This is a genomic window from Bradyrhizobium sp. BLXBL-03 (assembly GCF_051853015.1).
GTDB classification, from domain to species: Bacteria; Pseudomonadota; Alphaproteobacteria; order Rhizobiales; family Xanthobacteraceae; genus Bradyrhizobium; species Bradyrhizobium manausense.
Genome location: NZ_CP182470.1, coordinates 4,511,833 through 4,526,002, shown reverse-complemented (window position 1 = coordinate 4,526,002; position 14,170 = coordinate 4,511,833). Strand labels below are relative to the sequence as shown.

Annotated in this window: 8 protein-coding genes; 3 read left to right on the top strand and 5 right to left on the bottom strand. The window is 62.2% G+C overall.

Translation table 11 applies throughout. From position 1 onward, the window contains the following. Nucleotides 1–10: 10 nt before the first annotated feature. Together ACNJX9_RS21775 and ACNJX9_RS21770 are read right to left on the bottom strand one after the other, a co-directional pair. Nucleotides 11–3,358, bottom strand: a complete 3,348-nt coding sequence (locus ACNJX9_RS21775) for a hypothetical protein (protein ID WP_439404111.1) — start codon at nucleotides 3,356–3,358, stop codon at nucleotides 11–13. A gap of 807 nt (nucleotides 3,359–4,165) precedes the next feature. Next, entirely contained in the window at nucleotides 4,166–4,372 is a 207-nt protein-coding gene (locus tag ACNJX9_RS21770; protein ID WP_439404110.1) for a DUF1622 domain-containing protein, read from the bottom strand. Between the two features lie 346 nt (nucleotides 4,373–4,718). On the opposite strand from ACNJX9_RS21770, the gene ACNJX9_RS21765 reads away from it, so the two are divergent. After that, on the top strand, nucleotides 4,719–5,720 hold the full coding sequence (locus tag ACNJX9_RS21765) for a bifunctional enoyl-CoA hydratase/phosphate acetyltransferase (protein ID WP_439404109.1): 1,002 nt from the start codon (nucleotides 4,719–4,721) through the stop codon (nucleotides 5,718–5,720). Between the two features lie 59 nt (nucleotides 5,721–5,779). Here ACNJX9_RS21765 and ACNJX9_RS21760 read toward each other — a convergent pair whose 3' ends face one another. Genes ACNJX9_RS21760 through ACNJX9_RS21750 form a run of 3 tightly spaced genes read right to left on the bottom strand, consistent with a single transcriptional unit; the run spans nucleotide 5,780 to nucleotide 10,807 of the window. Then, complete coding sequence (locus ACNJX9_RS21760; RefSeq protein WP_439404108.1) at nucleotides 5,780–7,000, bottom strand: ABC transporter permease; 1,221 nt, start codon at nucleotides 6,998–7,000, stop codon at nucleotides 5,780–5,782. Nucleotide 7,001: 1 nt separating this feature from the next. Next, nucleotides 7,002–9,785, bottom strand: coding sequence for a ribosome-associated ATPase/putative transporter RbbA (rbbA, locus tag ACNJX9_RS21755; protein WP_439404107.1), 2,784 nt, complete (start codon nucleotides 9,783–9,785; stop codon nucleotides 7,002–7,004). Then, nucleotides 9,782–10,807 carry an HlyD family secretion protein gene (locus ACNJX9_RS21750; protein WP_439410100.1) on the bottom strand — a complete coding sequence of 342 codons (1,026 nt, stop codon included), beginning with the start codon at nucleotides 10,805–10,807 and terminating at the stop codon, nucleotides 9,782–9,784. Before ACNJX9_RS21750 ends, rbbA begins: the two co-directional genes overlap by 4 nt. Nucleotides 10,808–11,204: 397 nt before the next feature. Here ACNJX9_RS21750 and ACNJX9_RS21745 point away from each other — a divergent pair, with 397 nt between their 5' ends. Continuing rightward, a complete protein-coding gene (locus ACNJX9_RS21745) occupies nucleotides 11,205–13,343 on the top strand; it encodes a DUF3141 domain-containing protein (protein WP_439404106.1) in 2,139 nt (712 codons plus the stop codon). Between the two features lie 46 nt (nucleotides 13,344–13,389). Continuing rightward, nucleotides 13,390–13,818, top strand: a complete 429-nt coding sequence (locus ACNJX9_RS21740) for a hypothetical protein (RefSeq protein ID WP_439404105.1) — start codon at nucleotides 13,390–13,392, stop codon at nucleotides 13,816–13,818. Nucleotides 13,819–14,170: the final 352 nt, after the last annotated feature.

The following is a 14,170-nucleotide window of genomic DNA, read 5'->3' as shown; positions in this document are numbered from 1 at the left end:
CATCTCGGGTTCAGCCCTGCTGCTGGGGCGGCACCCTTCCAGTCATGCTCACAGACAGTGGAATAGGGCCGGGGCGCAACGGCAGCGTCGTTTCCACCAGCGCGCTGAAGAAACCGAGCATCACCGCCAGTGCCGGATCTGCTCCGGGACAGGAATGCGTTGGGTGACCTGCGACCCTGCGGTTGCCGCCGAAGGCGTGATAGATGTCCTGACGGCCTTCGACGAGGTTCTGCTGGGTGGCGGAGACCGCGCCGGCGACGACGATGTCCCCGGGCCTGACCTCGACCTGGTGCCCGTCCTTTCCTCGCATGTGCGTGACGATCGCGGTGCGCCAGATCAATTCGGGCACGGCGCGCAGCTGCATGGCCGGGATGAAGTCGTCTCTCAGCCGGTTGAGAGCATCGGTATAGTCGGCCGCCACGGTGCCGGCGTAGCGCGCACGCAAGGCCCACAAATTTCCTTCGCGCAGCCATTCATTCAATATCCTGCGCATGTTGCCGTCGGTGGTCGGAATGAAGCCCATCATGGCGCCCGCGATCGTGCGCGCCACGAACGGGACGTCGCCCGCAGCGCGCGGGGAATCGAGGACGGCTCGGGTCACGGGAGCCGTGATCGTCGACTTGAACTTGTCGAGAAAATCGATCATGGCGCTGCGTACGGCGGTGCCATGCGCGGCACCGACCGCTTCAACTTCCTTGTTCGGATGGGGCTGGAAGATGTAGCGCGATGGCGACAGGAAATGGCCGGGATAGAAGGGGGGATCGCCCGCCTTCCAGTCCCAGCGGTAGCCGCCGCGACGGAAGTAGCCGCCATTCTCGCTCAAGCCGAACCACTCTTCGCAGAAGGCGCCCAGCAGCGGATTCACGAGCTCGTGCCCCTCGACGGTCAGGTCCCAGCTCGATGCGCCGTCGGCAGCGGCATAGCCAATCGTCTGCTTGACCATGAAGCCAAGCACCTGCTGCGTGACCTTGCGCGCCATCTCGAATGCGCTCCGCTGGTCGAGGGCCATGATCGCGGCGTTGCAGATCTCGGATTCCTGCTCATAGGCATGATCTTCCTGTCCGGCGTCGCGGCCGAGATACAGAATGCCGAATGACCGCTGCATGCGGGGCAGGTAGCCGGTGATCGTCAGCTTGGTGCCTGAATCGGCAAAGACTTGCTGCACCTCCTCGCGGTCGGCCACGAGGACCCCGAACGGCGTGCGGAGGACGCCGCCGTGGCGCTCGCGGATTGCAGCCCAGATCGATGCGTTGACAAAATGCGAGGCCGAGTCCGGATCTTCCAGCGCCGTTTTCCACGCCGCCATCGCCGCGGCTTCGCCTAGCTGGCTCTCGATCTCACGCAGCCGTGCGATCGCTTTTTCGCCGTCGTCCACGCTCCACGTCACCAGCGGCTTGCGGCCCTGGGCCGCCGCCCATTGCTGCAGGCTGGCGAGCGCCTTCTTCGATGGCGCGAACAGATAGGTTCCCCATTCCAGGCGGACGAACGGGCGAGGCTCGTCGTGGAGTCGATCGGACCCGTCGAGCGGCATATGAACCGTCTTGCCGCCATGCTCGAAACGGAAATGTCGGAGCCGGCCCGGCTCGGCGAGGCCGAGGAACGGATCGCTCTCCCCGGAAAAGGCGCCCGAGCTGTTGCCTCCGACGAGCCAACTCTGCACCACCTCGAACTGCTCGCCGAGGCTGGCGTTGTAGGCCATGAAGACGAGCCCGCGTTCCTGCTGTAGCGCATCCTTGGCGGCTTGCGGGTCATCGCGCTTGATGGGCGGTCCGTAGGACATGCCGCGCCTGACGATGCGGGGCGGCCGGGCGCCGGCATCCGCCGGTGTGATCGTGAGCCGCGGATTGGCACGGCGTATATGGGCGTGATAGGGGCACGATTGGGCCTGCGTGTCGCCATCATAATTGAAGTCATTGCCCTGCGGCTCGGTTGGCGGATTCGGGATGAGGGGCTGGCCAGCCTTTTGATGGCCGGTAGGCCAGCGTCCCATCATCTTGGCGAGAAGCATCTCGCGCGTCAGGGGCGGGGCGGAGCCACCGGCAACGGCCTCTGTTGCCTGGCGCGCGTCGCGAAGGACCTGTTCGAGCTGTTCCACGTCCTGCCGCAGTTTGCGTAGCGCCAGGAAGCTGCCGTCGCGAAGGAACGCATGAATGCGATTGGTTTCGTCGCCGAACGGGGCCTTCTCGTCGGCCAGGTTCGGGTAGCCACACAGGATTTCGCCGAGATGCACCTGGTTGGAATAACGCGAGCCGGCATCGCTTTGCCGCAGCACAGGGTTCGAAGTGCCGTCGGTGAAACCGAAATGGTCCTGCACGTTGCCCGCCGCATCGCGCTGGCGCTGCATCCACTGGATCGAGAGCGGCTTGACGCCGGGATCCACGTCGACCAGACGCTTCATCTCGGTCATCAGCGCTGCTCTGGTCTCCGCCATCGGCGTCGCCGTGGACAAGTGGCGCAGCTGGAGCACCGCATGGACGGCGCTCATGTTGATGCGCGGCGCCGGGTCATCCTCGCGCAGGTCCGGCGCCTCAATGCCGAGCGCCCAGTTGCTTGCCGGCAGGCGCCATCGCTGGGGATGATTCCAGCGCACGTCGCCGAGCAAACCGGCGCGTCGTTCCATGCCCTGCACGAATTCTTCGGGCAATGAGCGGACCTCATCATCGGACAGTCCGGCGTGACGCAGTCCCTCGACCGTGAAGGCGATATTGGTGACGATCTGCCCCGGGGTCGGAGCATCCGCTTCGGAGGTCACCTGAAGCACGTTCAGAAACGCCGCCAATGCGGCCGGGGTCGCGAACTGCAACAGCAGCAGGCAGCCGTGATCGGAATCGGGGTAGGCGGTCAGGATCCCGCCCTGCACGTTGCCCCGATCCTGCAACGGCGGCTCTGCCGGCAGCGCGAGGGGAAGGTTGCGCCGCGGCGCCGCGATGTTGGGCGGGGTCATCAGCCAGCGCACGGCCTCTTCATAACGCAGGAGGGCGCGCTTGATGCCGTCGCCGTAGGTGGCGCTGTCGTTCAGCATCAGCACCAGTTCCGGCAGCAGCTCATGCGCCGCGCGGTGCAGGGTCTGCCCATCGTGCGTGCCGGGCGGATAGAAATCGGCCAGGTGGTACAGCGCGGCCAGCGCGCGTATGCCGTGATAGAAAGCGGGCCGACCGGCAGCCGCAATCGTGAGCGGCTTGCTGAAGCCGGCATTGGTGGGATCGGCGCCGATCGCTCCGTCGACCTCGAATATGGAGCGCCGCGCAATATCTTCGGGGGAGGGAATTCTGATCCGGGTGACGATCTGGTCTGCATCAGTGCCCGATACGCGCCGATAGACGCGCTCCTCCATCCGCAGAAACCGCGTGTCGTCCACGGTCAGGTCGGGCGTGGCGTAGAGAAAGTAGGCCTCCGACTGCCTGCTCTTCAGCCAAATGCCCCAGTCCTCATAGGTGTTCTCATAACCGAGCACATAGCCCTCGGTGTTGCAGAAGATAAGATCGAGCAGCCGCGCGGCCTTCTGCCAGATGACGCGGACATAGGCTTCCCAGGAGCCGTCGAATGTCGCGGTCAGGAGCACATAGTCGACGGCGTCCACTGCGTCGTCCTCCGGCTCGAGCACTGCGACTCCCACCGAGTGGATACGCCCGACACGATCCACTGAATCGGACAGGACGCGGGCGAGTTCGTATTCAAACGCGCTTGCCCGGCCGCCATTCAGCGCGCGCAGGACATATTTGGCGCGTGTCTTGTACGTCGTCGCGTCAAGGGACGGCACGAACCCCTTCTTGATCGGAGCCAGCACCCTGAAGTCCGAAGTGCCGCTCATGCTGCCCGTCTTGATCGTCAAATCGCGCCGCATGTCCTGTGCCTCCCCTGGTGGCTGGCGGCCGAACTGTCGTCGCGGCCCCGCCAAAAATACACCTAATGCGTACTTATTATGTCATCACATCTAAAGGTTGCATGAAATCGGCAGGCTCGACCATAAGAATCTTGCCCCATGCCTTCGGTCGCCAAGGCCGCAGCTCCTCAACCCCAAGTCGCTATTCCAACTTTGCTGTTCCGGCGCCAACGATTCTATGAACTGGCCCACACTTTCGAACTTTCATTCGAGGTGCGGAGAGCCCCCGGTCGCACGAGCCTGTCGAAGGGGCTTCCACTCGGGAGGGCGCCCAACCGGGCCTTAGCTTCCAACAGCTTCCGGAGAGCTTTGCTGGCGCTCGGTCGCGCGCGCCGACACCGGCTCGTGCTGCCAGGGCTCGCGGCCCTCGATCTCGAGCGTCAGAGTCCAGCTCAGGAAGGTGCGGATCACAACGAGGCCGGCGAGCAGGCCGAGGCTCAAGAAGGTCGGCTCGATAGCGATCGATCCTCGGATCGTCCTGCGTACCACTGATCGAGATCAACGAGCCGCGACCGGTCAGAGGTTTTTGATGGAGCGTGTGAAGGCGGCCCGTCACGCGGGAACTGCGCCGGATTGCATTGACCCACATCAAGACCATCGACGTCCGCCGGCTTAGCATTGTGCACGCGGAGGATGTTGGCGATGAAAGCCTGTCCCTGCCCAATGCGAAGAATTTGCCGGAGCAATGAAACTACCAGATGGAATTCGCGCCACCGTCCTAGTCCTTACTTCGCCGAAGCCTGGTGGTTGATCATCGAGGCAATCTGGATCCCGAGACCGACGCCGGCTCGCCAAAAAGCGTCGTGACCGGCCAAGTCTCGCCAAGGGAGTGATCATGGAAGATCAAGCAGAAACGACAGAGCGGCCTCGATCCGCCCTGCCGGAGGTCTCGAGCACGCAACAGGATCGTTATCACGAACTGTTCAAGCACTGCGCGGAGCTCGAACCTGTTCACGCCGCGGTTGCTGATCCCTGCGATCGCGCCTCGCTTGAGGCGGCCATCCGCGCGTCGGAAACCCGGCTGATCAATCCGATTCTGGTCGGTCCCGAAAAGAGCATTCGTTCGGTCGCCGAGGCGTCCTCATTGGATCTAACGGCATGCGAAATCGTCGATTGCCCGGCCGGGGCTGCGGCAGCAGCCGCAGCGGTGGCGCTTGCAAGAGAAGGCAAGGTGGAAGTCATCATCAAGGGGAGCTTGCGGGCAAACGAATTGTTGCATGAAGCTGTCATGGCCGGGACAGGTCTTCGGACCGAGCGGCGCATGAGTCATGCCTTCGTCATGGACATACCAAGCTACGCGAGTCCACTCATCATCACCGATGCCGGCATCAACATATTTCCGAGCTTGGCCGAGAAACGCGACATCTGCCAAAACGCGATAGATCTGGCGAACGTCCTTCGTTTCGATGAACCAAGGCTTGCGATACTCTCGGCGGTCGAACACGTCACCAAGAAGATCCCGTCGACCGTGGAAGCGGCTGCGCTGTGCAAGATGGCGGATCGGGGACAGATTTCCGGCGCCCTGGTCGACGGCCCGCTTGCGTTTGACACCGCGGTGAGCGCCGAGGCTGCCCAGCAGGAGCATATCTCATCGCCAGTGGCCGGCAGAGCGAACATTCTGCTCGTGCCCGATATCGAATCCGGAAACATGTTGGTCAAACAGCTGATGTTCATGTCGGGAGCCGTTGGCGCGGCAATAGTGCTGGGAGCCCGCGTTCCGATCGTCTTGACAAGCAGTTCGGACAAGCTGCGGACGCGCCTCGCTTCAGCAACCGTTGCCTTGCTGCTGGCCCATGCCAAACGTCGGTCGATGCGTGTCCTGCCGGCGGCCGGATAGCTCTTGACCGGCATTGCGGGGCCTGGCGCCGGGGAGTGATCAGACGGTCTGTCGGCTCCTCAGCCGCTAAAAATCACGCGGCGGAAGCGGTACAGGGCAACACTAAAAAGGACACAGCCGATCGCGGCTATGGCAACGATCTCCGGCCAGACAGCGTAAGCATCTGCGCCCCGGTAAAGCACGTCCTGCGCAAAAATCACGAAATGTGGTGTCGGGCTGATGACCAGCATCAGGTATTTCAGCCAGACTGGCATGCTCTCCAGAGGCGTCGTGCTGCCGGAAAGCAGCATCATGACCAGCAGCACCGGGATCGAGAGCAGGCCGAACTGGGCCATCGTCGAGGCGATGGTGCCGAGCGCAATCCCGAGTGCGGCGACGGTGAATACGTAGACGCACGCGCCGCCCAGGAATAGCAGACGCGATCCGGCGACCGGCACTTGCAGCCACCACTCGACGACAAGTGCTAGTGATATGGTCGTCGAAAGCACGATGACGACGCCGTTCGCGAGGATCTTGGACAGCATGATCTCGGTCGGAACGACGGGCATGACGAGCAGATGTTCGACGGTGCCTTGCTCGCGTTCGCGGATCAGGGCGGCCCCGGTCAGCATCACCGTGATCATGGTCAGGTTGCTGACTATACCCATCACGGACGTGAACCAGCTCGACGTCAAGTTCGGATTGAACTTGACCTGGGTGACCAGCTTGAGCGGGGGCATGGCCAGCCCCTCGCGCCCGGAAATGAAATCCAGCACGTAGTTCGTGATCACGTTCTGGATATAGGTCATGCCGTTGAAGGCTTGGGCGGCGGCCGTGGCATCGACGTTGATCTGCACCGTGGGTTGCCGACCCTCCAGAATATCCTGCTGAAATCGAGGAGGAATCTCGATCGCGAAGATGACGCGTTGCGAGTTCATGGCAGGGTCGATTTCGGAAGGCTGCAGCTGCAGCACCCGCTTGAAGGTGGGGGGTGTCAGGCCATCGCCGATGCGGCGTGAAAGATCGGAGCGATCCTCATCGACGATTCCAACCGCAAGGTTGGTCGCCTCGGTCGAGGCGCCGGTTGCGGCAGCGTGGATGGCAATGGTGAAGGACCAGACAACGAGCGCCAACATGATCGGGTCGGAGCGGAAGCTGCGCAGCTCCTTGATCGTCAAGCGGAAGATGTTGGTCAAGTGCAGCCGGAGCTTGGCAAGCCGTTCTCCGTGGAGCTCGGCCGGCGTCCCCGACTGCAGCGTCGACCGTTCTCGCGAGTCTGCTCCGCCGCGCACCATCGACATCTCAGGTCTCCTGCTTCCGGAGGAAGAAATGAGCGGCTGCGAAGAATCCGGCCGCGAACACCGCAAGGATGAGCGCGTTGAACCCGAGATCGGAATAGGTCAGCCCTTTTGTGAAGGTGCCGACGCTGATCGGCTGGAACCAGGCCGCGGGAAAAGCCAGGCCGATGGCCCTGCCGGCGCCGGTGAGCGACGACACCGGCACCAGCAGGCCCGAAAAATTCGTAACCGGGATGATGGAGAGGACCGTGGTTGCAAACACGGCAGCGACCTGGGTTTTCGTGAAGGTCGAGACCAGTTGCCCGAAACCGCAAGTCGAGAAGACGTAGAGCAGGGCTCCTAACGTGAGTGCTCCCAAAGACCCCTTGACCGGTACGCCAAAAACAATGAGGGCCATCAGGACCAGGATGACGAACGTCAGCATTCCGACCACGACATAGGGGAACTGCTTGCCGAGGAGAAATTCAAACTTGCTGATGGGCGTCGATCGAAAATTGGCGATCGATCCGGTCTCCACCTCGCGCACCACGCCGATGGTTGCCATGATGGCGGGAATGAGAACGAGCATGATCACGATGACGCTCGGAACCATGGAAAAAGCACTCTTGAAGGCCTGGTTGTAGCGGAAGCGGTTCTCGATTTTCACGCTGCCCAGGCGGATGTTGCTTGGCGGATTGGGACCGAAGCGTTCCGTCACGAGGTCCTGCGCGTACCGGATCAGCAAGCCGGTCACGTAGCCTTTGGTCGTCTCGCCCCGGAATGGCATGGCGCCGTCGATCCAGAATGCCGCCTCCGGTGGATGAAGGTTGGCGAGATCGCGGCCGAACCCGGCCGGAATTTCGACCGCGACCGCCAGTTCACCGCTCCGCATGCGTCGCTCCAACTCCGCCGTCGAGCCGATCGGAGGACGCTCGGAGAAGTAATGCGACCCGGAGAAGCTTTCGAGCAGTCTGCGGCTTTCAGGAGTCTGGTCCTGATCGAAAGCTGCATATTTCAGGTTCTCGACGTCGAACGTGATGCCATACCCCATCGCCAGCATGAGAATGACGGGGCCGACGAACGCGAATGCCAGCCGGATGGGATCGCGCAACAGCTCCATGGTTTCGCGCCGCGCATAGGCCCACATCCGTCCAGGATCGAAGCGTCTCGTCGAGCGGGTCCCGCCGACCGGGGGCGATGCCAATGGCATGGGAGCCGCGGCAGCTTCCGCGGGTGCTCGCACCGGCGACGGTTCGGATGTCTTGTCCTTGGCGGCTCCGCCAGCCTCCTCCAGATAGGAAATGAACGCGTCTTCCAGAGAAGCGCTGTTTCGGCTCGCGACCAGTTCCTTTGGTGCCCCGACCGCGAGCACCCGTCCCTGATGCATCAGCGAGATCCGGTCGCAGCGCTCCGCTTCGTTCATGAAGTGCGTCGAGAGGAAAATGGTGACGCCGTCCTTGCGCGACAGATCGATCAGGGTGCGCCAGAAAGCGTCCCTGGCGACCGGATCGACGCCCGACGTGGGCTCGTCGAGAATCAGCATGAGCGGCCGATGCAGCACGGTAACGGCAAGCTGCAGCCGCTGCTTGACTCCAAGAGGCAGGCTTTCCGGCTTGGCGCCGTCCACATCCTTCAGATCATATTTGTCCAGCAGCTCGCCGATCCTGGCGTCGATCTCGTCCGCTGGCAGATGATAGAGGTGGGCGTGCAGTTCGAGATTCTGCCGCACGGTCAACTCACCGTAAAGCGAGAAGGCCTGCGACATGTAACCGACGTTCTGCCGCGCTTCCATGTCATCGGCCGCCATCGGTTTCCCGAACAGCTTGGCCGAACCCTCGGTCACGGGCAGAAGCCCCGTCATCATTTTCATCGTGGTGGTTTTTCCGCAGCCGTTGGAGCCGAGGAATCCGAAAATCTCGCCGCGCCCGATGCTGACGCTCACATGATCCACGGCGACGAAATCGCCGAACCGGCGCGTAAGCCCTTGGGTCTCGATCGCCGCCGTGTTGTCGTCGCTCTCGGTGCGCGGCGGTACGATGACCTCCTGATGTTGGCCACGCTTTTCCGGCGGGAGCAGGGCAATGAAGGCTTCGTCGAGGCTGCTCTTGCTTGCCTTGGCGAGGATCTCCTTCGGGGCACCCTGGGCGATCACCGTGCCGTCATCCATGGCAGCGAGCCAGTCGAATCGACTGGCTTCGTCCATGTAGGCCGTTGCGACGATCACGCTCATTTGCGGACGACGGGCGCGGATTGAATCGATCAGCTCCCAGAATTGCCGTCGCGAGAGGGGATCGACGCCCGTGGTCGGTTCGTCGAGAACGAGGAGATCGGGATCGTGCATCAGGGAGCAGCAGAGGCTCACCTTCTGCTTCATGCCGCCCGAAAGCTTGCCGCACGGTCGATCGCCGAAAGGGTCGAGGCCGGTGGCCTTGAGCAGCTCATCGATGCGGGTTCGGCGCTCGGCGGCGCCCTGGCCGAACAGGCGGCCGAAGAAGTCGATATTGTCGAAAACGCTCAGGGTCGGGTAGAGGTTGCGGCCGAGCCCCTGCGGCATGTAGGCAATGCGCCCGTAACTCGCCCGGCGATGTTGCTCGTCCGCCATGTCGCCATCTAGCACCGTGACCTTGCCGGCTTGTATCTTTCGCACTCCGGAAATGAGGGCGAGCAAAGTGGATTTGCCGACGCCGTCGGGCCCGATCAGCCCGGCCATGCAGTTGGCGGGAATGTCGAGCGTGAGATCATCCACCGCCTGTGTCTTGCCGTAGCGGTGCACGACGTGCTCGACTCGAGCGACAAAGGTTCCGGTCATTGCGGGAGCTTTACTTCAAGCTCTTTGGGCCACGCGGTTCTCGGGTCCGTGCGCACGAAGGCGAGACCGCGGACGCCCGTTTTTACGAACTTGTGATACTGGTCCAAGACCTTCGGATCGCCTTGGAGTTTGACGCGAAACATCAGCTTCTCACGCTCCTCGGTCGTTTCCACGCTCTTCGGCGTGAACTGCGCCTCGGTCGCAACGAAGCTGATCGTGTTGGGCAAGACGTATTGCGGCACCGGATCAAGAATGGTCCTGGCCTCATCGCCGATCATGAGTCGGCCGGCCTGTTCGGCAGGCAAATAGATCGTCATGTAGACGTCTCTGAGGTCGAGAATCGTCATAATGCGCTGGCCCGAGGACACCACTTCCCCGGATCGAGCAAGTCGATATTGCACGCGTCCGCTCCTGGGTGCGACCAGCGCAAGATCGACAATGATGGATTGAAGCCGTTCGACCTCGGCTTCGGCCGACTTGATCGAAGCTTCGGCCGCGTCGCGCTCGGCGTTGGCCGCAACGAAGGCGGCGTCGGCCGCTTCGAACCGGTTGCGCCGCTGATCGACAACCTGCTGCGCGATATTCCCATTTTGCAGCAGCGTCTTTCCGCGCTCGTAGTCGGTCCTGGCGAACGTCAAATCGCTGTTGCGCTGCGCGATCAGAGCGATAGATTCCGCATGGGCTTGCCTTGCTTTCAGCACCTGGGCCTGCGCCGATCGCAGTTGGGCTTCCGTTTCCGGTGACGAGATGGTGGCAACAACCTGGCCGGCGGTGACCTCATCGCCCTCGTCGACGGACAACGTCGCGAGGCGACCGCCATTTTTGGCGGCGACGTCCACTTGGGTGGCCTCGATACGACCATTCGTCTTCACGATGCCGTCGGGCATGTCGCGACCGCGCAGGTGATTGATCAGCGTTTCTACCGCTTTCTTGGCGTCGGCAACGGGATTCGTCGGCTTCTCCTCGGCGCTGGCGCTGCCGATCGCGATGAGGGCGGAAATGCCAAGGACGGCCATGAGCATGACCGTGAGCGTCTGGAGCAACCCTCGTTCGCGCCGAAGCAAATTATGTGCGGACACGATACCTCTCCTGTAACCCGACAACCGATTTCACCAATTGCAATCGAGAATGCGCCAAGCGCGCGAGCCTGGTTTAGTTCTCAAGCGATAGGAACTTTGGCAGCAAACTGCCCTCGGCATGTTGATCCCAATCAAAGCACCGCGAACGAAACGGAGATACACATCTCAGAGCCGCCTCGGCGAGCAGACCACACCGAGAGTCTAAGCCATGACAGATGCGAGCTCACTTCAAGTGCTGAGGCCGCCGCGCGTCTTAGAGGACGTCTTTAGCCAGATAGGACAAGCAGCGCCGACGGCTCTTCGTGAAATTGGCACGCATGTGCGGGCTTGGGAAAAGTCGATGCCATCCAATGCCGTTACCGACTATGCGCGCGACTTTTGGCAGAGATCCATTCTCTTCCTGGACATCCTGCGTGAGCGTGGCAACCAGCACGAGGACATGGTGACCCATGGCGCCACGTCTGTCCTGATCTACGACAGCGAGCTGGTGATCCGAGGCGACGAGCTTCCTCATCCGGTCAACTACTCCCTGCTGCGCATCATTCCACCGGCGGGTGCCGAGATCGATGACCGCAAACGTCCGGTCTATGTCGTCGACCCGCGTGCTGGACAAGGTCCCGGCATCGGGGGCTTCAAACAGCTGAGCGAGATCGGGGACGCATTCAAGGCCGGACATCCGGTCTACTTCGCCGGCTTCTCCGCTACGCCCGTCGAGGGCCAGCGCATCGAAGACGTGGCTCGCGCCCATACCATCTTCTTGAAGAGGGTGGCAGACCTGCATCCCCATGCACTCGGCAAGCCGTTCGTGTTCGGCAATTGTCAAGCAGGCTGGCATGCGATGCTGGCCGCCTGCATGCGCCCCGATCTGGTCGGTCCGATCGTCGTGGCGGGTACACCGCTGTCCTATTGGGGCGGCGTGCACGGCAAGAATGCCATGCGCTATCTCGGCGGCTGGTATGGCGGAAGCTGGCTCGATCGCATGATGAGCGACATGGGAAACGGCATCTTCGACGCCGCATGGCTGGTCGCCAATTTTGATAATCTCAATCCGGCGAATACGTTCTGGACCAAGCAATACAACGTTTGGGCCAATCCCGAGCAGGAGAGAAGCCGCTATCTGGAGTTCGAGAAGTGGTGGGGTGATTTCGTCGTCTTGCGCGGGGAAGAGATGCAATGGATGGTCGACAATTTGTTCATCGGCAACAAGCTTTCGACGGGTCAGATCGTGACCAGCGAGGGAATTCGGCTCGACCTGCGGGAGATCAAGGCGCCGATCGTTTGCTTCTGTTCCCACGGTGATAACATTACGCCGCCGCAGCAGGCGCTCGACTGGATTCTGGACAACTATCGAAGTGTCGACGAGATTCGGGAATGTGGCCAGCGGATCTTCTATACGATCGATGCCACCGCAGGCCATTTGGCGATCTTCGTGGGCACCAAGATTGCGGCAAAGGATCATGCTCAATTCATCAACAATATGGAGCTGATCGATGCGATGCCGCCGGGGCTCTACGAGATCGTGATCACGGAGAAGCCCACAGGCGAGGGAGAAGCCGTCGATTACGATCTCGCTATCGAAGAGCGCGGGCTCGACGATATCCGCGCGCTGGGCTGCAATACGGGAGAGGACGAACGCGAGTTCGCTGCGGCCGCGCGCATCTCCGAACTGAACAACGCTCTCTATCAGACCTTCGCCCAACCGTGGGTCAAGATGGTGAGCGGTCCGCAGGTTGCGCGCGCCGTGATTGAGCTGAACCCGTTGCGGGTCGGCTATTCCTTCTTCTCGGACAAGAACTTCATGATGCGGCTCGTTGCGCCCATGGCCGAGCAGGTCAAGGTGGAGCGCAGCCCCGCGTCGGCGGACAATCCGTTGTTTGCCATGCAGCGGCAGTTTTCGTCGGCGATAGTCCAGGCGCTGAACTTGCTGCGGGACGTGCGTGATGAGCATGTCGAGCGCAGCTTCCACGCCATCTATGGCTCGCCTCTGGTTCAGGCAATTTGCGGCATTTCGCAGAACGACGGACCACCGCGTCCTCGGCCGGGATTATCGCCTTCCGTCCTGACGGCTGCCGAACGGGAGCGGTCGCGGCTCAGAGGAAAGATTGGCGAGGGGACCCCGATGGATGCAGCCGCTCGCGTGCTGGTCTACGTCGGAAAGGGCCAGCATCGTATCGAAAGGAGCACATTCGATGCCCTTCGCAAGCTGCTTCTGGCGTATCCGCATGTCTCGGAAACGGAGTTCAAGGCCGCCGTGCGCGAGCAGTGGGCGATCCTGGCCGTGGATGAGCCGGCTGCGATGACGGCCTTGGCGCAGCTGCTGCCGCCGGAGCCCGAGGCGCGCCGGGAGTTCTCGGACCTCGTCCAAAAAGCGTTGCCGGTGATGGGTGAACTCAATGTGGAGGGTCAACGGCGCCTCCGCAAAGTCCTGCACCTGCTGGGTGCGGACGACGAGGTCGGGCAGGAGGTGGCCGCGGAATGAGCGGCTGGATTGATCGCATCGGAGTCGGTGCGGCGGAAACGACGCCATGAGTCCGGCCTATATCTCGGCGCTTTCGGCGCTCTTCGGCTCACTGATCGGTGCGTTTGCCTCGGTGGCAACGACTTGGCTGACGCAGCATCACCAGGATGAGACCAGGCGACTGGCCCAGCAGAATGCTCGTCGCGAGCGCGTCTTCGTCGAATTCATCGACCTGTCTTCCAAGGCCTTCGTCGACGCATTGCAGCAAACCTCCATCGGCGACGCCAAGCACGTCATGTCTCTTTACGCGACCATGGGAAAGCTGCGGCTGTTTGCATCCATTCGGACGATAGAAGCCGCCGAACGGGTGATGGACCGGATCATCGCGACCTATTACTCGCCCGGACTTGATACGCAGACAAGACCCGAACTCGACCGCAAATCCGATGTTCTCCGCGAATTTGCGGAATGCTGCCGAGCCGAGCTGCGGCCCTGAGTGGCCGGGGACCAGAGAACCGAGGGGTAGCGCACCGCCACCAGACCCAAAAGGGTCATTGCGACTGCATCAAGGGTGCGCGCTCAGGGCCGCGTCAAGCCGCCCAGGGCAGGTGGCGATTGACGGATCTTCAAGGGCGCCTCGACCTAGTCCGAAGCTCCGAGCGGCGGCCGCTAACCTGCCGTGGGAACAGGGCAGCAATTCTTCCCTTTGAGGGCGCGGCGGGCAGGCGATGTGCCTTGCGCAAATCTCCACGCTCTGGCGGCGGTTTCTGAACGATCATCCCGGTCTATGCGATCGTCGGCAAGCTGCGGCTGTTTGCGTCCGCGCGAACAGTCGAGGCCGCCGAGCA

Bases quoted from the DNA above. Each gene is read 5' to 3' on its own strand.
- ACNJX9_RS21760 (WP_439404108.1), bottom strand. From the start codon at position 7,000: ATGTCGATGGTGCGCGGCGGAGCAGACTCGCGAGAACGGTCGACGCTG.
- ACNJX9_RS21750 (WP_439410100.1), bottom strand. From the start codon at position 10,807: ATGCTCATGGCCGTCCTTGGCATTTCCGCCCTCATCGCGATCGGCAGC.
- ACNJX9_RS21765 (WP_439404109.1), top strand. From the start codon at position 4,719: ATGGAAGATCAAGCAGAAACGACAGAGCGGCCTCGATCCGCCCTGCCG.
- ACNJX9_RS21740 (WP_439404105.1), top strand. From the start codon at position 13,390: ATGAGTCCGGCCTATATCTCGGCGCTTTCGGCGCTCTTCGGCTCACTG.
- rbbA (WP_439404107.1), bottom strand. From the start codon at position 9,785: ATGACCGGAACCTTTGTCGCTCGAGTCGAGCACGTCGTGCACCGCTAC.
- ACNJX9_RS21745 (WP_439404106.1), top strand. From the start codon at position 11,205: ATGCCATCCAATGCCGTTACCGACTATGCGCGCGACTTTTGGCAGAGA.